Annotated in this window: 24 protein-coding genes; 11 read left to right on the top strand and 13 right to left on the bottom strand. The window is 59.2% G+C overall.

Annotated features, from left to right (window positions below):
* Positions 1 to 62: 62 nt before the first annotated feature.
* Both BUQ90_RS16255 and BUQ90_RS16250 read right to left on the bottom strand, forming a co-directional pair.
* Complete coding sequence (locus BUQ90_RS16255; protein WP_074206144.1) at positions 63 to 452, bottom strand: VOC family protein; 390 nt, start codon at positions 450 to 452, stop codon at positions 63 to 65.
* Positions 449 to 850, bottom strand: coding sequence for a VOC family protein (locus BUQ90_RS16250; RefSeq protein ID WP_074206143.1), 402 nt, complete (start codon positions 848 to 850; stop codon positions 449 to 451). Before BUQ90_RS16250 ends, BUQ90_RS16255 begins: the two co-directional genes overlap by 4 nt.
* Before the next feature lie 407 nt (positions 851 to 1257).
* Between BUQ90_RS16250 and soxR the strand changes: the two genes are divergently transcribed.
* Complete coding sequence (gene soxR / locus BUQ90_RS16245) at positions 1258 to 1704, top strand: redox-sensitive transcriptional activator SoxR (RefSeq protein ID WP_074206142.1); 447 nt, start codon at positions 1258 to 1260, stop codon at positions 1702 to 1704.
* Positions 1705 to 1776: 72 nt separating this feature from the next.
* Here soxR and BUQ90_RS16240 read toward each other — a convergent pair whose 3' ends face one another.
* Positions 1777 to 3849, bottom strand: coding sequence for a S9 family peptidase (locus BUQ90_RS16240; RefSeq protein ID WP_074206505.1), 2073 nt, complete (start codon positions 3847 to 3849; stop codon positions 1777 to 1779).
* Between the two features lie 229 nt (positions 3850 to 4078).
* Between BUQ90_RS16240 and BUQ90_RS16235 the strand changes: the two genes are divergently transcribed.
* Positions 4079 to 5461 carry a porin gene (locus tag BUQ90_RS16235; RefSeq protein ID WP_074206141.1) on the top strand — a complete coding sequence of 461 codons (1383 nt, stop codon included), beginning with the start codon at positions 4079 to 4081 and terminating at the stop codon, positions 5459 to 5461.
* A gap of 106 nt (positions 5462 to 5567) precedes the next feature.
* Here BUQ90_RS16235 and BUQ90_RS16230 read toward each other — a convergent pair whose 3' ends face one another.
* The 6 genes from BUQ90_RS16230 to BUQ90_RS16205 form a co-directional block, all read right to left on the bottom strand.
* On the bottom strand, positions 5568 to 6662 hold the full coding sequence (locus BUQ90_RS16230; protein WP_143182893.1) for a hypothetical protein: 1095 nt from the start codon (positions 6660 to 6662) through the stop codon (positions 5568 to 5570).
* A gap of 14 nt (positions 6663 to 6676) precedes the next feature.
* On the bottom strand, positions 6677 to 6985 hold the full coding sequence (locus tag BUQ90_RS16225) for a PadR family transcriptional regulator (RefSeq protein WP_074206139.1): 309 nt from the start codon (positions 6983 to 6985) through the stop codon (positions 6677 to 6679).
* A gap of 131 nt (positions 6986 to 7116) precedes the next feature.
* Complete coding sequence (gene smc / locus BUQ90_RS16220) at positions 7117 to 10557, bottom strand: chromosome segregation protein SMC (RefSeq protein WP_074206138.1); 3441 nt, start codon at positions 10555 to 10557, stop codon at positions 7117 to 7119.
* Between the two features lie 78 nt (positions 10558 to 10635).
* Positions 10636 to 11382: a thioredoxin domain-containing protein gene (locus tag BUQ90_RS16215; protein ID WP_074206137.1), complete on the bottom strand. Its 747-nt coding sequence runs from the start codon at positions 11380 to 11382 to the stop codon at positions 10636 to 10638.
* 48 nt (positions 11383 to 11430) lie between these two features.
* A complete protein-coding gene (locus tag BUQ90_RS16210) occupies positions 11431 to 12141 on the bottom strand; it encodes a DsbA family protein (protein ID WP_074206136.1) in 711 nt (236 codons plus the stop codon).
* Positions 12138 to 12812: a DUF721 domain-containing protein gene (locus BUQ90_RS16205; RefSeq protein WP_084192751.1), complete on the bottom strand. Its 675-nt coding sequence runs from the start codon at positions 12810 to 12812 to the stop codon at positions 12138 to 12140. Before BUQ90_RS16205 ends, BUQ90_RS16210 begins: the two co-directional genes overlap by 4 nt.
* 27 nt (positions 12813 to 12839) lie before the next feature.
* Here BUQ90_RS16205 and BUQ90_RS16200 point away from each other — a divergent pair, with 27 nt between their 5' ends.
* Genes BUQ90_RS16200 through nudC form a run of 3 tightly spaced genes read left to right on the top strand, consistent with a single transcriptional unit; the run spans position 12840 to position 16221 of the window.
* Positions 12840 to 13979 carry an A/G-specific adenine glycosylase gene (locus BUQ90_RS16200; protein ID WP_074206134.1) on the top strand — a complete coding sequence of 380 codons (1140 nt, stop codon included), beginning with the start codon at positions 12840 to 12842 and terminating at the stop codon, positions 13977 to 13979.
* On the top strand, positions 13976 to 15316 hold the full coding sequence (locus tag BUQ90_RS16195; protein ID WP_074206133.1) for a serine hydrolase domain-containing protein: 1341 nt from the start codon (positions 13976 to 13978) through the stop codon (positions 15314 to 15316). Before BUQ90_RS16200 ends, BUQ90_RS16195 begins: the two co-directional genes overlap by 4 nt.
* Entirely contained in the window at positions 15313 to 16221 is a 909-nt protein-coding gene (nudC, locus tag BUQ90_RS16190) for an NAD(+) diphosphatase (protein ID WP_338044546.1), read from the top strand. Before BUQ90_RS16195 ends, nudC begins: the two co-directional genes overlap by 4 nt.
* Here the strand turns inward: nudC and BUQ90_RS16185 are convergent.
* Positions 16218 to 17063 (bottom strand): FkbM family methyltransferase, encoded by an 846-nt coding sequence (locus BUQ90_RS16185; protein WP_074206132.1) that lies wholly within the window; start codon positions 17061 to 17063, stop codon positions 16218 to 16220. The two genes, nudC and BUQ90_RS16185, sit on opposite strands and share 4 nt — an antisense overlap.
* Positions 17064 to 17247: 184 nt before the next feature.
* Complete coding sequence (locus BUQ90_RS16180) at positions 17248 to 17661, bottom strand: DUF1489 family protein (protein WP_074206503.1); 414 nt, start codon at positions 17659 to 17661, stop codon at positions 17248 to 17250.
* A gap of 106 nt (positions 17662 to 17767) precedes the next feature.
* On the opposite strand from BUQ90_RS16180, the gene BUQ90_RS16175 reads away from it, so the two are divergent.
* Both BUQ90_RS16175 and BUQ90_RS16170 read left to right on the top strand, forming a co-directional pair.
* Positions 17768 to 18691 carry a cyclase family protein gene (locus BUQ90_RS16175; RefSeq protein WP_074206131.1) on the top strand — a complete coding sequence of 308 codons (924 nt, stop codon included), beginning with the start codon at positions 17768 to 17770 and terminating at the stop codon, positions 18689 to 18691.
* A gap of 115 nt (positions 18692 to 18806) precedes the next feature.
* Positions 18807 to 19109, top strand: coding sequence for a hypothetical protein (locus tag BUQ90_RS16170; protein ID WP_074206130.1), 303 nt, complete (start codon positions 18807 to 18809; stop codon positions 19107 to 19109).
* 96 nt (positions 19110 to 19205) lie between these two features.
* Here the strand turns inward: BUQ90_RS16170 and mgtE are convergent, their stop codons facing one another.
* Entirely contained in the window at positions 19206 to 20621 is a 1416-nt protein-coding gene (gene mgtE / locus BUQ90_RS16165; RefSeq protein WP_074206129.1) for a magnesium transporter, read from the bottom strand.
* Between the two features lie 176 nt (positions 20622 to 20797).
* Here mgtE and BUQ90_RS16160 point away from each other — a divergent pair, with 176 nt between their 5' ends.
* From BUQ90_RS16160 to BUQ90_RS16150, 3 genes are read left to right on the top strand one after another with little or no spacing between them, the layout of a single operon-like run.
* Positions 20798 to 21247 carry a peptidylprolyl isomerase gene (locus BUQ90_RS16160; RefSeq protein WP_074206128.1) on the top strand — a complete coding sequence of 150 codons (450 nt, stop codon included), beginning with the start codon at positions 20798 to 20800 and terminating at the stop codon, positions 21245 to 21247.
* A 36-nt stretch (positions 21248 to 21283) separates the two neighbouring features.
* Positions 21284 to 21709: a hypothetical protein gene (locus tag BUQ90_RS16155; RefSeq protein WP_074206127.1), complete on the top strand. Its 426-nt coding sequence runs from the start codon at positions 21284 to 21286 to the stop codon at positions 21707 to 21709.
* A 40-nt stretch (positions 21710 to 21749) separates the two neighbouring features.
* The gene (locus tag BUQ90_RS16150) at positions 21750 to 22313 is read left to right on the top strand and encodes a carboxymuconolactone decarboxylase family protein (RefSeq protein ID WP_074206126.1); all 564 of its coding nucleotides are present in this window, start codon (positions 21750 to 21752) and stop codon (positions 22311 to 22313) included.
* A gap of 12 nt (positions 22314 to 22325) precedes the next feature.
* Here BUQ90_RS16150 and BUQ90_RS16145 read toward each other — a convergent pair whose 3' ends face one another.
* Positions 22326 to 23204 (bottom strand): LysR substrate-binding domain-containing protein, encoded by an 879-nt coding sequence (locus tag BUQ90_RS16145; protein ID WP_074206502.1) that lies wholly within the window; start codon positions 23202 to 23204, stop codon positions 22326 to 22328.
* A gap of 415 nt (positions 23205 to 23619) precedes the next feature.
* Here BUQ90_RS16145 and BUQ90_RS16140 point away from each other — a divergent pair, with 415 nt between their 5' ends.
* On the top strand, positions 23620 to 25899 hold the full coding sequence (locus BUQ90_RS16140) for a CDC48 family AAA ATPase (protein WP_074206501.1): 2280 nt from the start codon (positions 23620 to 23622) through the stop codon (positions 25897 to 25899).
* Positions 25900 to 25913: the final 14 nt, after the last annotated feature.

Genomic DNA, 25913 nt, shown 5'->3' with positions numbered 1-25913 from the left:
AGGTTACTGCATATCGGGGCCAGGGGCCATGATGGCCTGACCGTCAGGCGGGATATGGTTGGTCAACCATAGTTCACGACCTCATATTCGATCCCGTTCCAGTCGAAGAAATAGAACCGCTTGCCCGGTTCATATTCCTCGTGGCCAAAGGGTTCCAGTCCGGCGGCTTTGACCTTTGCTTCCACGGCATCCAGATCGTTTACTGTCACACCGACATGGTTGAGCGGGGTGCCTTTCCGAAATTTCGGATCGGCGGCCTCCACGTCGTCATTGGTGTAGAAGACAAGATAATCCGCGCCATTGCCGGGATTGCCGACATGGATTGAATGACCTCCCATTTGCGATGGACCTTGCCAGCGTATCTCCCAGCCAAACAGGTCGCAGACCAGGTCTGCGCTGCGCTGCGGGCTGGTGACGGTCAGGTTGACATGTTCGAGTGTTCCTGTGCTCATGGTTTTTCTCCTGTTGTGAATTCTGTGGTCGGGATGCGCCAGGGCGGAAAGCGCCGGTTGTCACCGGCATGGAAAAGGCAGATCGGGTTGCCGGCCGGATCGCTGAGATGGGCTTCACGCCAGCCCCAGTTTTGATCTGTCGGCCCACTGTCAAAGGCGATCCCCGACTCCCGCAGTCGTTTGACCACGGCGTCGAGCATATCGAGTTCGAAATAGACCATGGTGGTGGGAGCTGAAATGCTTTCCACCGCATGGATCGACAGGGTCTCGCCGCCCGGGGTTTCGAACCGCGCATAGCGGGGCGGAGAGTCCACAATCTGGGTCAGCCCCAGCCGCCGGTAGAAATTGACGGACCGCTCATAGTCCGTGCACCCCACGGTGACCTGGTTCATCTTCATCGCCTATTCTCCTTCTGAAACCTGCGAGTGCTTGCCGTTGCTGGACGAGCTGGACGGGTGTTTGCGGGTTCAGGGAGTCATGATTTCCGGCGCTCCAAAGCCCGTCAAACAGCGCTTTTGCTGTCCACAGTTGCGATTCGTACAACCTCAAGCTAAGTTGAGGTCAAGAAATATATTTTGAGAACCGCTCATTGGGCTCCTGCAAAGGCATGAGCCCATCTCCCGCCGGTTCGATCCGGGGGTTGGTTGGGACTTAAACAGCGTCGCGAAAGTTGCTGCAGATCGGCGGATCGGCGGATCGGCGGATCGGCGGATCGCGGGGCAAGCCTTGACCGTCGCGTCAACCGCCGGCGTTGCGGGATGGGTCCCTGCCTGCGCAGGGATACGGCGCAGGAAAGGACAGACTCATGCCTCAAACGCCCACACTCACCATCGGCCAACTCGCCGCCAGAACCGGGCTCTCGGTCTCCGCCATCCGCTTCTATGAGGACAAGGGACTGGTCGAGCCTTTCCGTTCCGGCGGGAATCAGCGCCGGTTTTTGCGCAGTGATATCCGCCGCCTCAGCTTTGTGCTGATCGCCCAGCAACTGGGGCTGAGCATCAGCGAAATAGAAAGCCAGCTTGCGCGGCTGCCGCACGGCCGAACGCCGACGGCAGCTGACTGGCGCAAGATCAGCAAAGCGATGCGCAAGGTCATCGACCGACGGATCACCGAGCTGGAGCGGACGCGCGAACGGCTGGACGGATGCATCGGCTGTGGCTGCCTCAGCCTAAAAAAATGTGCGCTCTACAATCCGGAGGACCGCGCGGGACTAAAGGGTCCGGGCCCGCAGCTGGTGCTGGGAGATGAATGAAAAGCTGTTCAAACTCTCCCGGAGTTGCGCCCTTTTTCTTGTCTCTGTGACCGAAAACCAACGTACGACATGTTAATCCTCAGCCGCGTTTTCCTCTTTTCCGGCCGGATCATATTTGGCGAACCAGCCCATGATATTGTCGGTCTTGGCAATCAGCTGGCTGGGCCGGCCGGCAATCAGATGCGGTGCTCCGGGAACGCGAACCAGAACCGTGTCGACATTCTGTACCTTGAGCGCGGTATAATATTGTTCGGCTTCCCAGGTCGGTGTCCGCCAGTCGGCCTCGCCAACCATCACCATGGTCGGGGTTTTGACATTGCCAACCAGCGAAAGCGGCGAGCGGCGCCAATATTCCTGGGGCTGTTCCCAGGGTTGTGCCCGGAACCAGTGCCGGCTGACAAAGCGTGATATGTCGGCTGACAGGGCCATGCTGGCCCAGTTGATCACCGGCTTGATCGTCGCGGCGGCGGCAAAGCGATCGGTTTTGCCAACCGCCCAGGCGGTGAGGACGCCGCCACCCGAACCGCCAGTAATGAACAATCGATCCGCGCTGACATAGTTGCGCGCGACCAGCGCATCGACCACGCTCATCAGGTCATCATGATCCTCACCCGGATAGTTGAGATCAATGAGCTGTGCGAATTCCTCCCCATAACCCGTCGAACCGCGCGGATTGACATAGGCCGTGACATAGCCTTCCGCGGCAAATCGCTGGATCTCGGCAGCGAAAAAGGGGCCGTACATGGTGTGCGGGCCGCCATGAATCTCGAGAATCAGCGGAAAGCTGCCATCGGCACGAAAGTCCGGGGGCAGGGCGACCCAGGCTTCGATCGGACGCCCGTCATGACTGGACGGGATCTGGATTTCCTCGATTGTTGCCAGTTGCAAATGGCCGAGCGCATCTTCGTTGAGATTTGTAAGGGTACGCGCAGCGCGGCCCCCGCGCGCATAAGCCACGTCCGCCGGACGTTGGGCAGATCCTTTGGTATAGGCAATCAGCGGTGTGCTGCCGCCCGCGCGACTGGCCACCGAGAAGCTGCCGCTGGCATAGGGACGGCCAATCGATGTGCCACCGACATCCCGCTGCAGCTGGCGGACATTGCCGGACAGGTCGATGGAGACCAGTGTCAGCGCCCCATCCACTTCTGACTGTGCGATCAGGGCGCGACCGTCCGCGCGCCATGCGATGCTGCCGATCGACCGGTCATATCCTGAGGTCAGATTGCGGATGCCCGACCCGTCAGTGTTCATCACATAGACGTCCGTTTGCTGATAGGCTTTCAGCTTGTCGTCATAGCCGAGATAGGCGATGCGCGAACGGTCCGGGGAAACACGGGGAGCGATGTCCGGACCATCACGCTGTGTCAGGGCCGTCCGGGATCCGTCAGACAGGGTCACCCGGTAAATTTCACTCTCGATCGGATCCAGATCGGCATTTTCCACATCATTGCCGGTCACCAGCAGGGTGTCATTGTCGAGCCATTGCGGTGCACCAAATTCCTTGTCGCCACGGGTGATCTGTCGCGCTGTTCCGCCCTCTGTACTCAGTACGAAGACATGGCGCGTGCCCTTCGGAAGATAGCCGGCGCCATCGAATCGAAAAACAAGATCGTCAATGACCTTAACTGGCTTTGCCCAATTGGCACCTTTGGGCGCCCTTGGCGGTTGGGCCAGCGTCACCGGTTTGTCCGGAACCAGCATGGCAAAGGCCAGGGATTTCCCGTCGGGTGACCAGACAGGCGCGTTGGGCGGAAATTCGAATTGCCCGAGCGAAAAACTCTCGCCGCTGTCGGCATATCGCAGACGCATGTCCGGTTTGCCATTGGTTGAGGTGAGGTACACCAGCCGGTCTCCGTCCGGCGACCAGCGAACCGAAGAGCTGCTCTGCCCCGTCACCATTGGCCGGTGGGCGCCGCTCCGGGTATCAACGGACCAGAGTTCGCTTTTCACCCGGTCGGCAAACCGGTCCATCGACTTGCGCGCATAGACAATGGTGGAACCATCCGGCGAGATCTGCGGATCATCCGCATATTCGAGGTCGAACACGCGTTCGGCGGTAAAACGATTGTCCGCGACATCCTTCGCGAAAGCGGTTGTGGCCATCGAAGACAGGCAGCAGGCGGCAAGAAGGTAACGCAATTTCATCATGAACCCCTTTTTACATGGGGAGACTGTATGAAGCTCTGGCCGGATAAGCCAGTGGAGTTTATGGAAAATCGCACCGGTTACCCGTTTTCAAAGCAGCAAAAGCGGGTTCATGGCTATCCCGAAAAGCAGGTGTAAAAAAACCGCAACAATATTGTCCGCAAATTGTCACCAAAACTTCCTAGAGCCGCCACAACCAACGATATCACACCCTGTCCGGGAGGCTCCCTTGCCAAAAAAATCTCTGCTTTTTCTGTCAGCTGCCGCGCTGGCGATTCCCACTCACGGTGCAGCTGCACAGGCCATTACCGAAGAACAGGCGGCAGCGTTGCTGGACCGGCTGAACCAGCTGGAAGCCGAAGTTAAAAGCCTGCGATCCCAGCTCAATAATGTCCGGACCAGCCAGGCCAGCCAGGCAGAAGCTGTTTCTGCGGTGGCCGAACAGGTAGCGGCCACAGACGAAAAACTCGCGGCTGCGAACACGGAAAAAGTCACCTGGAAGGGCGCACCCCAGATTTCCACATCCAGCGGCTGGTCATTCAAGCCGCGCGGGCGCCTGCAATATGACGCCGGAACGGTCAATGCCCCAGGCTCGATTGTCGATAACGGCCTCGGCTTTCAATCGGAAATCCGGCGCGCGCGTCTTGGCGTGCAGGGCGATATTCCCGGCGGCTTTGGCTACAAGTTCGAAGTAGACGTCGCCGATAATGAAGTCGTCGTGACCGACGCGGTTCTGACCTACAAGGACGGCGCGGCAAAATTCACGGTCGGGCAACATAACAATTTCCAGTCCTTTGAAGAGCTGACCTCCAGCCTGCACATCAGTTTTCTGGAACGTGCAGCCTTTACCGATGCGTTTGGCTTTCAGCGGCGCGTGGGTGTCTCCGGCGAATATAAGAGCGGTGATTTTCTCGCCCAGGGTGGCGTGTTTACGTCCAATTTTGACGATCTGAGCAGTGATGAAGCGAATGCCATTGGACTGGATGGCCGCGTCGTGTTCATGCCGAAAACCGGTGATACGCAATGGCATCTCGGCGGATCGGTCCACTGGCGCGACATGAATGACCAGTCTGGTGCAATGCGTTATCGCCAGCGGCCGGCGATCCACACCACGGATACGCGTTTCATCAATACCGGCAATTTCACGGTGACCAGGGAAACCAGCTATGGTCTGGAAGCGGCTGTTCTGAGCGGCCCGCTGCACGTCGCGGGCGAGGCGCACTGGCTGAAGGCCACGCGCCCTGGCGGCCTTGCCAATCCCACCTTCTTCGGCGGCTATGTCGAGGCCGGCTATTTCTTCACCAAGGGGGATAGTCGCGGCTACAAGAGCGGGAAGTTCGACCGGGTGAAACCCAATGCGGCTGTCGGTGATGGCGGTGCCGGGGCGTTGCAGGCCAATGTCCGGTTCGACTATCTCGACCTGTCCGACGCGGGTATCATCGGCGGAACCCAAAATGCGTATCAGGCTTCGCTGATCTGGACACCGGCAGACTATGTCCGCTTCATGCTCAACTATTCCCATATCGAATATGACAATGCGGCTGTTTCGGCGGCTTCGGGCAATAATTACACGGTTGATGTCTTTGGCGCTCGAGCGCAGGTGGATTTCTAGAACCGGGAATGCCTCCGCGGCCATTCTGTCAGGCCTGATTTCGGGCCCGTTGTCTGGACCATGCATGATCGCGGCAGAGCCAACGAAAGGTTGGAGCTACCAACCTTCAAGGCGCGAAGACGGGGCTGCTGTTTTTCAGGGGTGATTCTCCCTTGTCGGTATCGGGAAAACCCGGTGAGGTGACGTCCGCCACGGAATCCGATTGCGGAACCTGTCGCACGATGATCAGACTCAGGAAATATCCCATGATCGCACTGGCGCCATATCCAACGACTGGCGTGGGATAGGCACCCATCGCAGCGACCGCAATCAGCGCAACCCAGCACGCGGTGAACGTGTAGTGGATTGCGCTGCGTTCGTTTCGCGGCACAAAAAATACCGGGCTCACCAGTATCAGGCAGCCGATCCAGAGCGCCAGTCCGGCCATGATGTGGACATCAAAGGCTGTCCAGAGGATATGATCGACAAACGGAACAGCCGGAATACGGTCGGGCTGAAACAATGTGGCCAAAAGCCCGATAGCGCAAACTATCGCCGCGCTGAACGTCCATTGGCCTGGCCGCATCCAGCAGACTACGGCAATCGCGGCAAACAGCATGGCCGCCATCGCCCGGTCCGGCTGAATGGCGATGGCAAAACCCGCTGTTACAACCGCCAATGTCGTCCAAATATTCTGGATTCTGGCGAAACAGAGCGCGATCAACGGCAGAAAAATCAGACTGGTCTGAATGAAGAACGGTCCTATCAGGACCCAACGTCTTGCGTCCTCCACGGCATGGCCAATTGCCGCCGTGCCAAGCAGGATCACCGAACCGGTCACTGCGGCCATGGTCACAAAACCGTTGGTATTCCGCACCGACACCATCACGGCCATCGCGATCAGTATCCCCGCCACCAGCGCCATGCCGTTGATGACCAGCATCGAGTCCGGAGCTCCCGAAACGGCGAGATAGGCCAGCCCGGTCAGGCATGCCGTCACTCCCGCGATGAATGCCGAAATCGTAAACCTGTCCTGCATGATCCTGCTCCAGTTTTTGAAGGGTGAGATTTCCATTTCCATATGAAAGCGAAAGCAGGCCATCAGGCATCCCAGCGCGAAGATGACGGCTTTCCTCTCGGTGCTGAAAGTCGATATTTCCGCGCACATGGCCTGCGCCCATTTTTCGCGATGATCCGGCGTCAGAAATTGTATCAGACGCATCAGCTGGTGCCGCATCATGCTGATTTCGGCTTCAGCTGAGGGGCTGGTGCCAAATGCGTGGCATCGACCAGGCTTTGCGCAAAAATCCGGCCCGTTTTGGTCAGCTCGTAAATATGGCGGGGCGGCCGCCCCTCGACGCTGGCTTCCTGCCATCGCGACACCAGAATCTCCTGATCCTCCAGACGGGCAAGCATCGGATAGAGTGTGCCTGGTCCTATGCCAGCCTCTCGCATTATTTCGTAGCCGTACTTGCCCTCTGACGCATTGAGCAGGGAAATCAGGGCGGACCTGGTGGCTTTGGAAGGGGCTCTCGCTTTTCGCATGATTCTTATATCGATATATATCGACTTAATGTCAATGACCTGATCTGGATCGAGTGAAAAAGTCAGTCCAAAGCGTTTACGGAATTAGGCAGAGTCCGCTTTTGCGCCCAAACAGGCCGGGCTGCGCCGCCTTACTCGGCGGCGATCAGTTCCTCGGCGGCGTCGAGATCCACCGACACCAGCTGGCTGATCCCGCGTTCGATCATCGTGACGCCGAACAATCGATGCATCCGGCTCATCGTCACGGCGTTGTGGGTCACGATGAGATAGCGGGTGTTGGTTTCCGCCACCATCTTGTCGAGCAGGTCGCAAAACCGCTCAATATTGGCGTCATCCAGCGGTGCATCGACTTCATCGAGCACACAGATTGGTGCCGGATTGGTTAAAAACAGGCCGAATATAAGTGCCACAGCGGTTAAAGCCTGTTCGCCGCCCGAGAGCAATGTCAGCGATGTCAGCTTCTTGCCCGGCGGTTGCGCCATGATTTCGAGGCCGGCCTCGAGCGGATCATCGCTGTCGACCAGTTCGAGATGCGCCTTGCCGCCGTCGAACAGGGTGGTGAACAGGCGCTGGAAATGCTGATCGACTTCTTCAAAGGCGGCGAGCAGTCGCTGACGCCCTTCGCGGTTGAGGCTTCCGATTGAACCGCGCAGCTGGTTGATCGCTTCATTGAGTTCTGCGCTTTCCTGGGTCGATTGTTCCCACTCGGTCTCAAGCTCCGCCAGCTCTTCGGCGGCGACGAGATTGACCGGCCCGATACGTTCGCGGCTCAGCGTGAGGCGTTCCAGTTCGGCAGATTCCAGTCCCGCGTCGCCGACCGTTTCCGCGTCAAACTCCGCTTTCTCCGGAAGCATCTGTGGCGGGCACTCGAATTTCTCGCCCGAGATCCGGCCCATTTCGACCCGGCGCAGTTCCTGGTTTTCTGCGCGGGCCTTGGCACCTGCGCGCTGTTCGCGGGCCTGGCTGAGTGCTTCGCTGGCGGCATTAAGCCGGTCTTCATGATCCCGCTGTTCCAGCTCCGCCTGACGTAGCGCCTCGTCCTTCTCGGCTACGGCCGCATTGAGCAGATCCTGCTGGCCCTGCAGCTCTTCGACCTGGACATTGATGACTCGCGGCCGGTCAGCCAGCTTCTCGACTTCGGTTTCAATCTCCGCCGCGCGTTTGGTCATTTCGGCCATACGGGTGGCAGCCTCGCTGGACCGGTCGCGCCAGGATCGCATCTGCGCGCTGGCAACGGCTTTCTGTTCCTTCACCTGCGCCAGTTTCTGATCCAGCGCCGACAGCGCAGCCTGCGCCGACATGACCTGATCCCGTGCGGCATCACGCTGATTTTGCAAGGCGGCACGCGCTGCCTCCTGCGCCGCGCCATCCGGCTGACCGGCGCGCTCCTGTTCGGCGGATTCCAGTTCGGCCTGTGCGGCAGCTTTGTCGGTTGCGAGCGCCTGCTCGCGATCGCTCAGGCTGGCTGTGCGCTTCTGCAACCAGGCGAGGGCTTCTTCCGCCTGATCCACTGCGCGGAGCGTCTGGCGTAACTGATCTTCAGCCGTGCGACGCGCTTCCCGTGCGGCTGACAATTGTTCTTCGGTGGCGGACAGTGTCTGCTGTTGCTGCACCAATATAGTCTCGGCCTCGGCCACCTTATCCGTGGCGGGAGCCAATAGTCTTTCCAGTTCCGCATGGCGATTGGCGCGGACCAGCCGTTCGGCACTGGCATTGCCATCGTCGCGCGCCACAAATCCGTCCCAGCGGCGCAGCGCACCTGCCTTGGTTACGAGGCGTTGCCCCACCGCGAGCTGTTGCCCGTCATCGCTTTCCGCGACGAAAATCTGGGCGAGACGATCATGCAGCGCTTCGGGGGCTTCGACATGATCGCGGAGGATTTCGCAGCCCGACGGTGCTTTGCCAGCACTCGCCAGCCCCTGACTGCCGGCCCAGAACCGGTCTCCATCTTCCCCGACAGCCGCCAGCAGATCGTCACCCAGTGCGGCAGCCAGGGCGCGTTCATAGCCCTGGCCAGCGCGAATCTGGTCGATGGCCTTGTGATCGCTCTCGCTTCGCGACAATTCGCGGTCGAGCGCGGCATGTTCGGCTTGCAGGCCGGCCAGTTCCGCCTTGAGCGACGCCACCGAAGATTCCGCTGCATCCCGGGCTTCGCTGGCCGCGACCCGATCGGCTTCGAGTGCAGTGATGGCTGCGGCTCCCGATTCAGCCGCAGTTTGCGCCGTCTCGCGCTGGGATTGGGCTGTTTCCAGCGCCGCTTGCAATTCCTCTTCATCGCCCATTTCCGCGCGTTCGGCGGCCAGACGATCCAGTTCTGCCGACAACCGGTCGAGCCGGGTCTGTGCCGCTTCCAGCGCGGCATCCGAGACCTTGATCTCGGCCTGAATACGCGCCTCTTCCGCCACCGCTTTCGCCAGTTCCACTTCGCTTTCGCTGGCGGCCCGTTCGGCTTTTTCCGCCTGCTTCTCGAGATCCGGGCGCTCGCTTTCCAGCGTGGTGAGCTGGGCAGCAAGCCGGCTTTCATCCTGTTCCAGCTGTGCCAGCGCCTCCATCGCATCGCGGGTCAGCTGGTCTTCGCGGGCATTGTCTTCCTGAATGCGGCGGGCTTGCGATTCGAGATCGAGCAGGCGCGACTTCAGATTGTCCCGCTCATTGGTCAGGGTGACGAGCCGATGGCCGGACTCGCTGGCTTCATCGCGAGCCTTCTGGAGATCGGCGCGGATCAGGCCCAGCGACCGGGCGCTGTCATTCTGCGCCTTGACCGCCTCCTGCTGTGCGTTCTGACAGCTGTTGACGCTGGCCTCGGCGGCTTCGGCTTCTGCATTGGCAGCATCGGCAGCGGCAGCGGCTTCCTGCCAGCGGGCGTAGATGAGGCGCGCCTCGACGGTTGAAATCTGGCCAGAAAGTTTCTTGTAACGTTCGGCCTGTTTCGCCTGCCTGCGCAAGGCCGAAGCCCGCTGCTCCATGTCACCCAATATGTCATCGAGCCGGGCCAGATTGCGTTCCGCCGCGCGCAATTTCTGTTCGGCATCCTTGCGCCGGACATGCAGGCCGGAAATGCCAGCCGCTTCTTCCAGCATCTCCCGGCGATCGGTCGGCTTGGAGGAAATCACGTTGCTGATCTTGCCCTGGCTGACGAGGGCAGGGCTGTGCGCACCGGTGGCGGCATCGGCAAATATCAACGCGACGTCCTTGGCCCGGACGTCTGTGCCATTGGCACGATAGGCACTGCCAGCACCGCGTTCGATCCGGCGGACAATTTCCAGTTCGCTGTCATTGTCACCGACATGAAGTGAGGAGACATCGTCGGTCTCTCGCTCGGCATGCAATGCCACTTCGGCAAATTGTCGCTCAGGGCGATCCTGGGTTCCGGCAAAAATCACGTCTTCCATGCCGCCGCCGCGCATGGATTTGGGAGAACTTTCCCCCATGACCCAGCGGATCGCTTCGAGCAGGTTGGACTTGCCGCAGCCATTGGGGCCGACAACACCGGTGAGACCTTTCTCGATCCGCAGTTCGGTGGGATCGACAAAGCTCTTGAAGCCCGAAAGTTTGAGCTTCTTTATCTGCACGGATGCTGTTCCATGCGCATTTGGCCTTGTCCGCCCCTCATCTGATGCCCCCCGGCTGTATCGTCCGAACGCACGTGGTTATCGCGCGCCCGCTTCCTGCAATTTGGTTTCCACGATGGGCCAGTTGGTGCCCTGGATCATCGTGCCATTGATCAAGAATGTCGGCGTGCCGGGAATGTTGTAATCCTCGGTCGCCTTTTCCGTATCTGCAATCAGTTTTTCCGCTGCTGCCGTGTCGCTCAGGCAGGCTCTGGCCTGATCTTCGGAAATACCGCGTTGCTGGAAATAGCTGATCAGATCCAGCTCTTCTGCCAGGCGGACAAACCGGACATCCGCGGGTGACTGGAGAACTGAGCTATAGGTGGATTCGCCCATGGCCTGGGCTTTTTCGAACATTGGCCCCTGATTGCTGAGAGCCTGCTTTGTCAGGGCAAAAAACGGTCCGGGACCGCCGCAGCGCGACAATATGGCAGAAGTCAGGTCCAGCGGATCACGCACATAATTGCGCACTTCAAAACTGACCCGGCCGGACTCCACATATTCGTCGCGGATGGCATCAAATGCCTGTTCACCGAAATCCTTGCAGTGCGAGCAGGTGATAGACATGAATTCAACCAGCTTGATCGGCGCGTCGGGATTGCCCATGACATAACCGCCAGCCTCGGTTTCGGTCACCATCTCGGACCATTTTTGTCCGGACGGCGCTGCGATCGCCGCGATCGGCTCGCTGGATACTGCGCCATTGGCTGTGGCATCTTCATTATCGCTGCAGGCGGCCAGACTCAGAGCCATAGCGGCAGCAGAAAGTGTCAGAATTTTACGCATGATGTGTTCGTTCCCGTCGTGAAATGGATATCTTGTCTGTTTGGCTGGTCATTGTGGCAAACGGCTCAGGCCGGCCTCCAGCGGCGCCCAGTCGCGGACATTGCCGATATATTTGCCATTGAGAGTAAAAGTGGGCGTTTGCGCCCGCTCGGGCTTGACCAGTTCAATGGCATTATTGGTCATCGCGGTCAGGATTTGCTGTTCTTCTTTGTTGCTGAGGCAGGCGACGAGCTCGGCCCTGCCATATCCCCGACCCTGCATGAATTCGAAAAGGCCGGCGCCTTGCGCAGTCTTGATCAGCCTTTCGCTGACCGTGCCTTCGCGCGTGGCTGCCTTTGCCTTGATGTCGAGCGCATCGAATCTGTTGAGCATGGTGATCTGGTTGCCGAGCAGGGCATTGTGGTTGCCAAAAAAGCGATCACGGGTTCCACATCGCGCCATCAGCGCAGCCGCCATGTCAATGCCGTTCAATATCAGATGACGGACTTCAAAGCTGACATGTCCGCGATCCACATAATTGGCCTTGAGCGGCACATGGGAGTCTTTCTCAAACTGTCCACAGCGAGGGCAGGCATAGCTCATATATTCGGTCAGCCGGAATTTGGCGATAGGGTTGCCCATGACATGGCCACCTTCTGCCGAGACCGTTACGCGATCCGACCAGGCCGATTTGCTATCCGAAGACTGGGCCTTGACCGGCGAAGATATTGCGAGGGCTGTCCCGCAAATTGCCGCAAAAAACGCTGCTGCAAATTTCATTCCATGTCCTCTTTGCCGTTTGGCCCGGTTTTTGACCGCGCCGGCTTGTCCGAACCGCCAACTTTTCCGGCGATTTTGATCCCTATTTGCGGAGCCTCTTCCGACTTGGCAATACCCGTTGCCAGTGATTCCAGCACCCTGTTCAATTCCGGGTCACCAATATCCCGCAAGCTCTCGCCCAATTCGATCGGCGCCGGTTTGAGCGAGGGGGGTGGTGCAACCCGTTTTTCCCTTTGTTTTGGCGGGGTTACGACGCCCTGCCTGAATCGCACCTGACTGATCGCGCCATATCCGAAAAACCGGTTCACGCGCTCGATTATTTCGGGTGTAATATGTTGCATCAATGTCGCGTGTGCGCCGGATACGAGCAAATGCAGCGTCCCGCCTTCTTTCTCCCCGCGGGGAAAGCGGATTGATTCGGGAAGCGAGACGTCCGCATAGCGTTCTCCGACGATTTCGGGCCATCGACTGACGACCGAGCTCTGGATAAAGCCGAAGCGGCGAAAGGCGGCGCGTCCTATTTCCGGCATCAGGTCGGAAATGCTTCGTGCCTCTCCGCCGCGAGGCCGCTGGAACTTGTTGTATTTTCGGGGCGCAGCACTACGGGGCGGTCGCTTGCTTTTGCCAGCATCTCCAGTGTTGCCACTGCGCGTTCCATTTTCCTTCGCCATCGCCAGAGATCATGGCATAGGAGCCCCATGGGCGTCGACAAAATAACAGGCGAAGCGGCAGAAATCGCCGCCAAAATCAGTGCACATTATGTGGATAACGCACGGCAGCTGCCCTGGCGGGTGCCGCCGCACCGGTCGCAGGCAGGTGAACGGCCGGATCCCTATCATGTCTGGTTGTCCGAAATCATGCTCCAGCAAACCACGGTTGCGGCCGTGATAGGGTATTTCGAAACCTTCATCCGGCGCTGGCCGACGGTCACTGACATGGCAGCTGCAAGGGAGAGCGACATTCTCGCCGCCTGGGCCGGGCTCGGATATTATGCGCGAGCGAGAAACCTGTTCAAATGTGCGACCTATGTTACGGAAAAACGGGATGGAATTTTTCCTCAGACAGAGTCTGAACTGTTGGAGCTTCCCGGAATTGGACCCTATACGGCCGCTGCGATTGCGGCGATCGCCTTTGGCCAGCGGGCGGTTGTGGTCGATGCCAATATCGAGCGGCTGGTCGCCCGGCTCCATGCCATTTCAACACCGCTGCCAGCTGGCAAGAAAGCCATTCGCGCCGCGATGGATGATCTGACGCCGGAAGATGGCGCCGGAGATTTCGCCCAGGCCTGTATGGATATTGGGGCATCCGTCTGTTCGGCGCGATCTCCCAAATGCGCAATCTGCCCGGTACGCAGCCATTGTCGGGCGCATGCCACGGGCAAGATGGAAGAGTTCCCGGTCAAACCACCGAAAAAGGCCAAACCGGTCCGGACAGGCCGGTTTTTCTGGATCGAGAGTGCCGGCAATATACTGCTGGTCACGCGTCCCGGCAAAGGCATGCTGGCGGGAATGCGCGCGCTGCCGGATGACAACTGGGCCGCGCAAAGAAATGGTCACGGGCAAGCGCCATTCCAGGGAAACTGGCAGATTCACGAGAATGTTGTTCAGCACAGCTTCACGCATTTTTCGCTTGAAGTCGATTTGGCGGTTTATCATGGCGACAAAATCGCTATTAACAGTGATGAAAGCAGATTGGTGGACCTGGCTGAGCAAGTCGGGCATGCGCCAGTCTGGTGGCCGCTGGCCCAGTTGCCAGAAGCCGGGCTTCCCACGTTGTTTGCAAAGTCTGCAAGCTGGGCAATGAAAAGAAAAAAGAAGACAGAGAAGGAACTGCAATGAAAGTCACCCCCCTTAACGGTCCGGCATTTGATCGGCGTTCAGTCCTCGGAGCCCTTGGCGTCACTGCCCTGCTTGGCGGCCAGTCCACCGCGGCGCTCGCGCGCACAATGGTGCAGAACCGGCCGACATTCTCCGGCCTGACCAGGATCATCAACGACTATGTCGAGCAGAAGAAAGTCGCTGGCATGCTCGCGGCGATCGGCTATCGCAACGAAGCGCCGACGGTCATTTCTGCCGGCACGCTGACACTTGGTGGCGAGAAGCCTGTCGGCCTCAACGACACGCTGTGGCGCATGTATTCGCAGACCAAGCCGGTAACCGGCATGGCCACCATGATGTTGATCGAAGATGGCGATATCGATCTTGACCAGCCGGTTTCGGAAATCCTGCCCGCATTCAAGGACATGCAGGTTCTGGTGGATCCCGAAGGCCCGGTCGAAAATACTGTCGCCGCCAAGGGGTCGGTCACCATCCGCCAGCTGCAGACGCACACCGCCGGACTGGGTTACACGATCGTGTCCAAGGGCCCGATTCAGAAAGCCTATCTCAAGGCGGGACTGACGCCGGGCCGGGTCAGCCGCAATCCGATCCCGGGCGTTGATCCGGGCTCTCCGACTCCCGATCTGGCCACGTTTATCGAACGCCTCGGCGAATTGCCGCTGGTCTATCAGCCCGGTTCCAAATGGAGCTATTCGCTGAGCCATGATGTGTTGAGTGCGGTGATCGAGAAAGTGTCCGGCAAGCCGCTGGACCAGTTCCTGCAGGAGCGCATGTTCGGACCGCTTGGCATGAACGACACGTTCTACAAGGTGCCGGCAGACAGGGCCGGCGATCTGGCCGACAATTACGCTCCCTTTGCCGGTTCGCTGATCCCGATCGACCCCGGTGCGACAAGCATCTACCTCGATGCCCCCGCTTTTGCATTCGGAAGCACCGGCCTGGTCGGGACCGCAGCAGATTATGACAAATTCCTGCAGATGTTGCTCGGTTTCGGACGGTTCGGTGATGAGCAGGTGATGAAACCTGAAACCGCCAGGCTTGGCATGTCAAACCTGTTGCCCGAGACCGCAGATCTCAGCGGCACCTGGGTCGCCAAACAGGGCTTTGGTGCGGGCGGCCGCGCTGGTCTCGGCACGGAAGCCAGCCCGGCCGGGACCTTTGGCTGGGGTGGTGCAGCGGGTACTTCGGCCTTTGTCGACACCAAAAACGGGTTCCGTGCTGGGGGATATACGCAGTATATTCCGTCGAACAGCTATCCGTTCCAGTCCGATTTTCCGAAATATGTCTATGCCGACCTGCTCGGGGCAGCGGCGGTTGAAGGAAAAACAAGCCCTTGAGCGACCACATCAGTCAGATCACCCCCGCCTTTGCCGGCGGCACCATGGACCGTGCCGATCAGGTGCGGGTCAATCCGGACCGTCTCCGCGATGCGATGATGCGGCCCAATGCGCGGTTGCTCAGGCTCGATGGGCTCAATCCGGTCTTTGATGACCATGGCAATCTGGCCTGGGGTGCGGCTTATGAAGCTTCCCCCGACAATGATCTGCTGTTGCTTGGCATGGACGGGGATACGCCCTGTTTTGCGGAGCTGAACGGGGCGGGCAACGCGGGGCCGGCTGCCGATCCCCGGCTTTGGCAGGCACTGGGCGGGTTGCCACCCGAACAGGCCGCCGTCTACGCGACGGCGCGCAGCCTGGTCGACTGGCATGCACGCCACCGGTTTTGCGCGCAATGTGGCAAACCGACCGAATCCCGAAAGGGCGGTTGGGCAAGATTGTGTGACCCGGAAAAGGACGGCTGTGGCGCGGAGCATTTTCCCCGCACCGATCCGGTGGCGATCATGTTGTCGGAATGTGAAGGCAAGGTGCTGCTCGGCCGCCAGCCGCGGTTTCCGGTCAAACGTTTTTCAGCACTGGCCGGCTTTATCGAACCGGGCGAGAGCATTGAAGGTGGAGTCCGCAGAGAGCTGTGGGAAGAAGCCGGGATCAAGGTCAGGGACGTACGTTATGTCGCCAGCCAGCCCTGGCCGTTTCCTTCATCGCTGATGATCGCCTGCACCAGCATCACCGACGATCCGACACTGACGCTGGATGAAGAAGAAATCGAGGAAGCGGGCTGGTTTTCTCTGGCTGAGGTTCAGTCGGCGATGGCCGGTGATCCGGACGCCCCCTTTATCGCACCGCCACCTTTTGCGATCGCGCATGACCTGCTGCGGCACTGGATTGACCTGCAAACCGGTTAGGAAAAGCTGGCTTCAACCCTGTCGGCTTCCTCTGCCGGGACCATCAGATAATCCGCCAGCGCCAGATCGCCGTGAATGCCGATTTCCGAAATCCGCTCAATCGTTGACAGCGTTTCGTCACTGTGCCTGCGAATGCGGAACATGACATAGTTGGCGTCGGTCAGACAGGCTTCGATCTTTTTCTGCTGTTCGAGACGCGGGCTATTGTCGGCATTGTAGGCGGGCAGGATTTCGACCAGCACATGCGGGCGCTGTTCCGCGAGCAGGGACCTGATGCCCTCGATCACATAGGCTTCGCCGCCTTCGACATCGATCTTGACGATTGCCACCTGTTTGGGAAGCAGGCCTTCCGGCAAATCATCCAGGCCAACGGTGACCACCGGCTTGGTGGCGATGGCGCCTTCGCGAAAGCCCTCGACAAGGCTGGCCGATGGATCGGTATCCTCGTTACGGTAAATCTGCAGCTGGAGAATATCGGTATGCACGCTGAGTCCGGCCGGGACCACGGCATAGGGAAAATTGTTGGCGGTGATCAGTGTCTGGGCATAGTCGGCGCAGGCCGGATTGGGTTCGAAGCCCAGATATTCCCGCTCGGGATCGGCCGCGGCGACCTTGAGCATTGTTTGCCCGAGATTGACACCAACATCCATGAATGCGCCGGGCTTTTGCCTGAACAGGTGGGCAATCATCTGCGCCATCCACGGTTCGGACACATAGGTTTTCCGGCCGTTTATGATCGGAATCACAAAGCGCCGGCCAAAGGCCTCTTCGGTATAGCTTCGGTTGAACATGCCGAGATTCTTCAGGATGAAATGCGCGGCGCGGTGTTGCAGGGCAGGCATGATCTGTCTCTCTGTTCTTCCGGGCTGTGCCTATTGCAAGTCACCCGGAAATTTGTTTCGGGCTTCTGTTTAAGACATTTCCTGGTTTTGAGAAGACCTTAAGCCGGATTTCGGGCCATTGTGCTCTGGCAATCCCTGATTGATACAGGCAAGGAGTGAACTGTTAACGGCCATTGTCGTTCGGTCAGACCAGCCCGAGTTTCGAGAGTTCCCCGAGCATCTCCGCCGGCATGTCCTCCGCCCCTTCTGCTCCATCACCGAGATCGGGCGGGGCGTCCTTGTCCTCCAGATAGCGCCAGCCCTGATGTGCCCGGCGCGGGATGGTCTGAACCGCAATCAGTTTCGGTTCGAGCCGGATCCATTGCCGGCCTTCGCCATTGTCCTGGAATCCGATGATCGGACTGCGCCCGACAATCTTTTTCTGGTGAATCCAGTAGAGGGAACCTCCGGCCATTTCCGTGAAGCGCTTGGGCTTGTAGCGGGTGGTCAGCCGGGCTTCGCCATTGGTGGCGGCATTGCCGGCATGCGATTCCAGCCACCGGCGGAGAGTGGCCGGGCTTTCGCTGCGAAAGGCAATCTTGGTCATGTGAAGCGGCATGGCATTCATGTGTGGGGAGTGACCGTCATAGTCAAGCATCGATCAGACTTGCGCGCACCAGCCAACGGGTGAATGATATGCGGGAACACAAGCGAGAGGATGACCAATGAGACTGATCAGGATGACGGTGGCGGCATTCGGTCTGCTGGCAATGGCAGCGCCGGTGGCAGCAGAGGATCACGCCAAATCCCCCCATGGACCGGACGACACGATCGGGGCTGCCAATAATCTGAGCCTCGAAGGAGTGCTCGCCGCCTCGAAGCTGGTGAAGACCGGAAAGACCTATCCACTCGGCGTGATCACCGGCCGGAACTCACCCGCTTACCCGGGGCGGGCGTTTGACATTGAGGTTTTCCCGATCCCAGAAGGCGGCGCGAACAAGGTGACCGGTCATGACGATCGTCTGGTCAGCCATGTCGGAATCGGATCACAACTGGATGGCCTGGGACATATCGGTGTGGACAAGGTGCATTATAACGGGATTACCGCCGAAGAGATTTTCGATCCCAAAGGACTGAAGAAACTGGGCACCGAACATGTGCCGCCGATCGTCACGCGTGGCGTGCTGATCGATATCGCGGCACATCGCGGTGTCGCGCAGCTTGCGCCGATGGCGTCCTTTGGCAGTGCGGAGATTCAGGCGGCGGCCAAGGCGCAGGGTGTGACAATAGGCAAGGGCGATGTCGTGCTCTTTCATACCGGCTGGCTGTCCAAGGCCGACGAAGACCCAGCCGTGTATATCGGGCAGCAACCGGGGATCAACGCGGATGGGGCGAAATATCTGGCAGAGCTGGGGGTCGTGGCGGTTGGTGCCGACAGTGCGGCTCTCGAAACCATGGACTTTGGAACGGATGGAAACCTGTTTCCCGTCCATGCCATGCTGCTCGCACATTACGGGGTCTACATTCTGGAGACGATGAATACGGCAGACCTGGCCCGGGACAAGGCCTGGGAATTCATGTTCGTGCTGGGCCAGCCCCGATTTGCAGGGTCGGTTCAGGCGGTGATCAATCCCGTCGCTATCCGCTAGATTCTGCCAGTTTTTCCGGGAAGAACAGCTGCGTGCAAGTTCCCCTATATTTATTGTTGCAAATGATTATCAATATCATAATATGACTTCGAATCATCCGGAGGAGAAGCCTGTTATGAAAGTCTGGTCTGCCCAAATCGCACAGCTGGGTGCCCCGCTGCCGGAATTGTTGTCGCTTTCCGGGGCCGAGGCACGGATCATACTGGCGCTCCGTCATGCGGTGATGTGTCAGAAGCTGCAGCGGGATCCGGCGCCGGTTCTGAAAGAGCGCCTGGGAACCGGCCTTGCCGTGACACGATTTCTGCTCGTTCTGGAAACAATCGGTGAGGCCTGGCCGGACAATTTTCATCTGGGTCGCAATTGCTGCCGGCACACAACGGCGGACGAAATCACCTTGCTTCAGATGGTCCGCTTTTGACCGTCTGTTGTGCGAAATGATCGGTGCAGATGCACGCGACCGGGTCTTCATTGACATTGGCAATTTCATTTCCGTCTTTCGCAGTCCGACGGAAAGCTAGAGTCCAACCAGACCGCTGGCGACCGCGAAACCGAGAAAGGCGAGGAAGCCCATCGTATCGGTGATCATGGTGACAAAGACCGAAGAGGCCAGCGCCGGATCCTGATGGAGGCGGTCAAGCATGACCGGGACGAATATCCCTGCAAAGCCGGCAATGACGATGTTGACCAGCATCGCGGCCGCGATCACCCCGCCCAGCATCGGATTGGCGAAGATCAGTGCCGTGCCGATCCCGACCAGTACCGCCACCGTGCCACCGTTGAGCAGGGCAATGCGGAATTCGCGGCCGATAATTCGCCGGGTATTGGACCGGGTGAGTTCATTCATCGCGAGAGCCCGGACGGAAACCGCCATCGTCTGGGTTCCGGCGTTGCCGCCGATCGAGGCGACGATCGGCATCAGAATCGCCAGTGCCACCATCTGTTCGATGGCAGCGCCAAAAATGGAAATCACGAAGCTGGCGAGCAGCGCGGTCGCAAGATTGGCGATCAGCCAGCGGACGCGCGCCCGATAGCTTTCCCGGATCGGTTCATTGATGTCCCCTTCGCCGGCACCGGACAGCAGCAGCACGTCCTCGCTGGCTTCGTCTTCGACGATATGGAGAATGTCATCGACGGTGATCATGCCGATCAGCCGGCCATCCTCGTCGACCACGGCGGCGGAGATCAGATTATATTTCTGGAACCGCAGGGCGACCTCTTCCTGGTCCATGTCGGCCGGGACCAGTGTTTGCTCCCGTTTCATCACGTCGCTGACGGCGATGTCGCGGGGTGTGCGCAGGATCCAGCTCAGCTGGCAGGTGCCGACCGGCTTGTGCGCCGGATCAACGACGAAAATTTCCCAGAATTCGGTGGTCAGATCATCATGTTCGCGCAGATAGTCGATCAGCTGCCCGACATTCATATGTTCCGGCACTGCCACCAGATCGCGCTGCATGATCCGGCCGGCGGTTTCTTCCGGATAGGTCAGGGCGGTTTCGATGACCGCGCGATCTTCGGCATCCAGTTCGGCCAGAACGGCTTTCTGTTCGCCTTCCTTGAGATCTTCGATAATCGCAACGGCGTCATCGGTCTCGAGCTGTTCGGTCAGATCCGCAATCTGCCCGGGCTCGAGTATTTCGATCAGATCTTCCCGGACGTGCTCGTTCATTTCCGCAAGCACATCCGCGCTGACCAGATCGCCCAGGGCGGCGGCCAGCGGGGCGCGCTCGTCTTCGTCGACCAGTTCGAAGAGATCGGCAATATCGGCGTTGTGTAGCGGGTTGACCAGTTCCTGGGCGAGATTGGGATCGGCCTGATCGACAGCATCTGAAACCGAGCGGACAAATTCGTCGGTCAGCCGGTTATCTTCGTCAAGGCTCTGGGGAGCGGCGTCTGCTTCGCGGTCTTCGGGAGTGTTGCCTGGCTCGCTCATGTCGATGCTCCCCGCCTCAGAGCGGCATACCGAACCGCCGCACGATTGCTGTCTAGTAGCAGTAATGGCCAGAATGCAATGTTTTGTGACATTTATCGAAAGCAGCGGGTGATTTTTCGTGCGCCTGCACCTATATGCCCTGCAACGACACTATATCTCAGAACAAGGAACAGCCCATGGCGCATGAAAAAATGACCTTCCACCTCGATACCGGCGATGTTGAAATCAAGCTCCGTCCGGATCTGGCTCCCGGCCATGTCGAGCGGATTACCGAACTGGCGTCGGAAGGTTTTTACGACGGGGTTGTTTTCCACCGCGTGATTGACGGATTCATGGCGCAGGGCGGTGATCCGACCGGTACCGGCATGTCCGGTTCGGACAAGCCCGACATTCCCGCCGAATTCTCTCAGGAACCCCATGTGCGCGGCGTCTGTTCCATGGCCCGGACCATGGATCCGAACAGTGCCAACAGCCAGTTTTTCATCTGCCTGGACGACGCGACGTTCCTCGATGGCCAGTATACGGTCTGGGGTGAAGTCACCAGCGGCATGGACGCCGTCGATGCCCTGCCCAAGGGCGAGCCACCGGCGCAGCCTGGCACGATCAAGTCGGTTACGCTGGGATAAACGCCAACGGATCAGGCGCCAAAGGGGAGGCAGGCCATGCAGGTATATCGATACGGTCTCGGGATCATCGCAACCACCCTGCTTGCCTCCTGCAGCGGTCCTGAAGCGGAGCCGGAACTCTATCCGGATTCGCTGTTCGAAAACCCGCCCGCTTCGGACACCGGTGCGATAGCCGAACTGCGGGGACGCTGGGTCTCCGAAGAAAACACGGATCGCGAGCTGGAAATTTCCGGCCATGAATTCGTGCGCTTTGAAAAAGCGGTCGAGACAAGCCGCGGGCCGGCGGTATTTGTGAAAGACTGCAGCACCGGAAGCGCGGACCCCGACGGCGAGGCCTTTGTTGTAAAGGAATCCGGGGAAAAGACCTGCTACATCATGTCATCCGTCACCGAAGACAAACTGGTTTTCATACATGGCAAGCGCGGCCGCATGTTTCGCTTCACACGCAGGACGGAGGAATGACATTCCCTGATCTTGAGATCTGCAAAAAGGAGTTTCCGTCATGCGCCTGAAAGTCCCGAGGATAGAACCCCTTTCCGATGCCGAACTGGATTCCGGACAGTCCGGCAATATCCGCAAAACCTTTCCGGTCGGCCCGATCTACAACATTTTCCGAACGCTGATGCGAGCGCCGCGGGCGAGCAAGGCGTTTCTCGCCTGGGGCGGTTATATCCTGTCCGACCATAATGACCTGCCGCCGCGCGAGCGGGAACTGGTGATCTTGCGGACGGGCTATAACTGGAAATCGGGATATGAATGGGCGCAGCATGTCCGGATCGGCAAAGAGGCCGGGCTGAGCGATGAAGAGATAGAGCGCATCAAGCAGGGGCCGGAAGCCGATGGCTGGACAGCGCTGGATCGCGCCCTGCTCAAGGCGGTGGACGAGCTGACTGCCGACAGTTTTGTGACGGATGCGACGTGGTCCGGTCTGTCTGAACTCACCGAGAAACAGCGCATGGATCTGGTGATGACGGTCGGCCAGTACACCCAGGTGTCGATGATGCTCAACAGTTTCGGGGTGCAGCTGGACGAAGGGCTTGATGCTGATCCGGATCTTGAGGCCTGATCGCAAGCCCGATTAGAGGCCGGCCTTGATCACCCAGTCATGGAATATCCGGACGGCGCGGTTTTTCTTGTCTCGCTTCCGGCACACAAACCAGTAGCTGTAGGGACTGTCGACATCATGGTCGAACAGCCGGGCGAGGCGGGGGTCATTGGCATCGGAAAAATGCCCGCCATGCATGATCGCCACGCCGAGCCCCTGAGCTGCGGCTTCGAGCATCAGCGGTCCGCTGTTGAGATGATCGACGCTGGCCGGTTCCAGATCCGGCAGGCCGACTGCGTCTTTCCACTGTTCAAAGGCGCGCGTCATGTCGCTGTGGACCAGAATATTGTGATGCTTCAGATCTTCCGGCGACCGGATGGCGTTCGGGCCCTCAGTCAGCTCGGTTGAAGCGATGGCGTAGACCTTGTTCGAATCCAGTTTCACACTGTAAAGATTGGGGTCGACATGATCAGCGATGATGATCGCCGCATCGATCACATCGCCCAGCATGTTCTCCGCATGGCTGGATGTATCGACATCGATATGAAGCTTTGGAAACAGCTGGCGCAGCTCTGGCAGCCGGGGAAGAAGTCGAGTCGCCCCGAACAGCGGCAACACGCCGAGGCGCAGCCGGAGATCGCCACCGCTGACCGTCATCTGGTCGACCGCTTCGCCGATTGTTTCGATCGCCGGTGCGACCGCATCCAGCAGCGTCTGGCCGTCCTCGTTCAGAATCATCGCCTGATTACGGCGTTCGAACAGCGGCTTGCCGATATGGTCTTCCAGCGACTTGATCCGCCGACTCAGGGCCGGTGCGGACAGCGCCAGCTCAGCTGCTGCAGCTTTGGAAGACCCGAGCCTGGCCACGCGAATAAAGGCTTCGAGCGCGCGAAGGGGAGGAAGGCGTCTCATGATGCAACGCATATTGGCGCCAATTTCGGATTGTGCAATGCAAAACTTCATAGATTCTGTGGATAATGGCGGAAATCCGCCATATTGAACTATATTGGTTGCAAATCATGCAACTATCAATGTCTATTTCGCACTTGCAACATAAGCGATTCTGGCCCAATTAGGACGGGCCTTTCAGGCATCCTCTCCTAAAAACTTTTCAGGCCAGTCCTTCGGGGCTGGCCTTTTTTTTGGTTTTTTCAGCTTGCCCGGTATCGAAGTCGCGGGACCAGTGCTGCGATTGCGATATTGAGAGTCGCATATTGGCCGCATCGACCCTATCTAGTTGATAATAGGTAAGCGGCAGGAGAATCGCCTGATGTCTGACAATTCTGACTCCCCGGACAAAAAAAAGGACGACGACAAGGACCCGAACATGCTTCGGCTCCAGGTCGCCAATGCGCGATCGGAAGACAGCGGGCGTGGTCTGGCCCGCTTGTCGCGAGACAATATGGCAACGCTGGGTCTTGTGGAAGGCGAGGTTATCGAGATTTGCGGCAAGCAGGCGACTCCCGCACGGGCGGTTTTGCCCTATCCAGAAGATGAAGGACTGGATTTTGTCCGGCTGGACGGGTTGCAACGCGCCAATGCCGGAGTCGGGTCCGGCGATTTCGTCGAAATCCGCAAGGTCGAATCGAAGCCGGCGAAAAAAGTGGTCTTCGCACCAGCCCAGAAAGACCTGCGACTGCACGGCAGCGGTAATGGTCTCAAGCGCAGCTTCATGGGACGGCCACTGAATGCCGGTGATTTTGTCGCGACCCATGGCCAGCAACAGGTGGATCGCAGCGACATGCCGCCGCAATTGCGACAGATGCTCGCCGCCCCGGCCTTTTCGCTGCAGCAGATACGGCTCACCGTTGTGTCCACCACGCCGAAGGGTTTTGTCCATATCGACGAGAATACCGAGGTGGAACTCCGGCCGGAATATGAGGAATCGACCGAGCATCGCCGGGCAGATGTCACCTATGATGACATTGGCGGCTTGCATGAGACAATCGATCAGCTGCGCGAGATGGTCGAGCTGCCGCTCCGCTATCCGCAGCTGTTCACGCGGCTCGGTGTCGATCCGCCACGCGGGGTGCTGCTCCATGGCCCGCCAGGCACCGGAAAGACCCGCCTGGCCCGGGCCGTCGCCAATGAAAGCGATGCCGAATTCTTTCTGATCAACGGCCCGGAGATCATGGGGTCGACCTATGGCGAATCCGAGAAAAAGCTGCGCGAAGTCTTTGAGGCTGCGACCAAGTCGGCCCCCTCGATCCTGTTTATTGATGAAATCGACTCCATCGCGCCCAAGCGGGGCGAGGTCCAGGGCGAAACCGAGAAGCGGCTGGTCGCGCAATTGCTGACCCTGATGGATGGTCTGGAATCCCGGCTCAATCTGGTGGTGATTGCCGCCACCAACCGGCCGGAAGCCATTGACGAAGCGCTGCGCCGCCCCGGCCGTTTTGACCGCGAGATCATCGTCGGCGTGCCCGACGCGCGCGGCCGCCGCGAGATACTGGGGATCCACACGCGCGGGATGCCACTCGAAAGCGCAGTGGACCTGCACGAGCTGGCCCGTACAACCTACGGGTTTGTCGGTGCCGATCTGGCGGCGCTGACGCGGGAGGCTGCGATTGAAGCCGTGCGGCGAATCATGCCAAAGCTCGATCTGGAGTCGGAAACCGTTCCGCCGGAAGTGCTTGATGAACTGGTCGTGCAGCGCAATGACTTTGTCGAGGCACTCAAGCGCGTGCAGCCATCTGCGATGCGCGAGGTGATGGTCCAGGCTCCCGATGTGCGCTGGGAGGATATTGGCGGACTGGATGACGCGCAGATGCGCCTCAAGGAAGGCATTGAACTGCCGATGAAAAATCCCGAAGCCTTTACCAAGCTGGGCATTCGCCCGGCCAAGGGGTTCCTCCTTTATGGTCCCCCGGGAACGGGCAAGACCCTGCTGGCCAAGGCGGCCGCGCGTGAAGCGGATGCCAATTTCATCGCGACCAAGTCGAGTGACCTGCTGTCCAAATGGTATGGCGAAAGCGAGCAGCAGATTGCCCGCCTGTTCGCCCGTGCCCGGCAAGTGGCCCCGACGATCCTTTTCATCGACGAGATCGACAGTCTGGTCCCCGCCCGGGGCCGCGGAATGGGCGAGCCGCAGGTGACGGAGCGGGTGGTGAATACGATTCTCGCCGAGATGGACGGGCTGGAGGAAATGCAGTCGGTCATCCTGATCGGTGCCACGAATCGCCCCGGTCTGGTGGACCCGGCACTTTTGCGACCGGGCCGTTTTGACGAGCTGGTCTATGTGTCGGTTCCCGGCAAGGATGGACGGCGCCGCATCCTCGCGATCCACACCTCGAAAATGCCGATCGCCAAAGATGTCGATCTTGACGACATTGCCGAGCGGACGGAACGCTATTCGGGTGCTGATCTCGAGGATCTGGTGCGCCGGGCCGGCCTCTATGCGTTGCGCGAACATGGCGGGCTGGTCGAGACCGTGGGAATGAAGCATTTCGAAAAGGCGCTGAAAGACAGCCGCGCTTCGGTGACACCGGAAATGGAGGAAGAATATTCCAAGATGGAAGCATCGCTCAAGCAAAGTGCGATGCGCGCCGAACCGATCGGATTTGTCGCCCCCGGCATGCTGACGCCGGAGCGCGACAGCAAGCATTAGGGCGCGGGGGCAAA

The sequence above is a fragment of the Parasphingorhabdus marina DSM 22363 genome, assembly GCF_900128895.1.
Lineage (GTDB): Bacteria > Pseudomonadota > Alphaproteobacteria > Sphingomonadales > Sphingomonadaceae > Parasphingorhabdus > Parasphingorhabdus marina.
This window is presented reverse-complemented; position numbering and strand designations above follow the sequence as displayed.

Coding starts and splice junctions, on each gene's coding strand:
- BUQ90_RS16230 (WP_143182893.1), bottom strand. CDS start 6,662: ATGCGTCTGATACAATTTCTGACGCCGGATCATCGCGAAAAATGGGCG.
- soxR (WP_074206142.1), top strand. CDS start 1,258: ATGCCTCAAACGCCCACACTCACCATCGGCCAACTCGCCGCCAGAACC.
- mgtE (WP_074206129.1), bottom strand. CDS start 20,621: ATGAGCGAGCCAGGCAACACTCCCGAAGACCGCGAAGCAGACGCCGCT.
- BUQ90_RS16200 (WP_074206134.1), top strand. CDS start 12,840: ATGGGCGTCGACAAAATAACAGGCGAAGCGGCAGAAATCGCCGCCAAA.
- BUQ90_RS16215 (WP_074206137.1), bottom strand. CDS start 11,382: ATGCGTAAAATTCTGACACTTTCTGCTGCCGCTATGGCTCTGAGTCTG.
- BUQ90_RS16250 (WP_074206143.1), bottom strand. CDS start 850: ATGAAGATGAACCAGGTCACCGTGGGGTGCACGGACTATGAGCGGTCC.
- BUQ90_RS16195 (WP_074206133.1), top strand. CDS start 13,976: ATGAAAGTCACCCCCCTTAACGGTCCGGCATTTGATCGGCGTTCAGTC.
- BUQ90_RS16205 (WP_084192751.1), bottom strand. CDS start 12,812: ATGGCGAAGGAAAATGGAACGCGCAGTGGCAACACTGGAGATGCTGGC.
- BUQ90_RS16180 (WP_074206503.1), bottom strand. CDS start 17,661: ATGCCGCTTCACATGACCAAGATTGCCTTTCGCAGCGAAAGCCCGGCC.
- BUQ90_RS16160 (WP_074206128.1), top strand. CDS start 20,798: ATGGCGCATGAAAAAATGACCTTCCACCTCGATACCGGCGATGTTGAA.
- BUQ90_RS16170 (WP_074206130.1), top strand. CDS start 18,807: ATGAAAGTCTGGTCTGCCCAAATCGCACAGCTGGGTGCCCCGCTGCCG.
- BUQ90_RS16185 (WP_074206132.1), bottom strand. CDS start 17,063: ATGCCTGCCCTGCAACACCGCGCCGCGCATTTCATCCTGAAGAATCTC.
- BUQ90_RS16255 (WP_074206144.1), bottom strand. CDS start 452: ATGAGCACAGGAACACTCGAACATGTCAACCTGACCGTCACCAGCCCG.
- BUQ90_RS16240 (WP_074206505.1), bottom strand. CDS start 3,849: ATGAAATTGCGTTACCTTCTTGCCGCCTGCTGCCTGTCTTCGATGGCC.
- BUQ90_RS16210 (WP_074206136.1), bottom strand. CDS start 12,141: ATGAAATTTGCAGCAGCGTTTTTTGCGGCAATTTGCGGGACAGCCCTC.
- BUQ90_RS16225 (WP_074206139.1), bottom strand. CDS start 6,985: ATGCGAAAAGCGAGAGCCCCTTCCAAAGCCACCAGGTCCGCCCTGATT.
- BUQ90_RS16155 (WP_074206127.1), top strand. CDS start 21,284: ATGCAGGTATATCGATACGGTCTCGGGATCATCGCAACCACCCTGCTT.
- BUQ90_RS16140 (WP_074206501.1), top strand. CDS start 23,620: ATGCTTCGGCTCCAGGTCGCCAATGCGCGATCGGAAGACAGCGGGCGT.
- BUQ90_RS16145 (WP_074206502.1), bottom strand. CDS start 23,204: ATGAGACGCCTTCCTCCCCTTCGCGCGCTCGAAGCCTTTATTCGCGTG.
- BUQ90_RS16150 (WP_074206126.1), top strand. CDS start 21,750: ATGCGCCTGAAAGTCCCGAGGATAGAACCCCTTTCCGATGCCGAACTG.
- BUQ90_RS16175 (WP_074206131.1), top strand. CDS start 17,768: ATGAGACTGATCAGGATGACGGTGGCGGCATTCGGTCTGCTGGCAATG.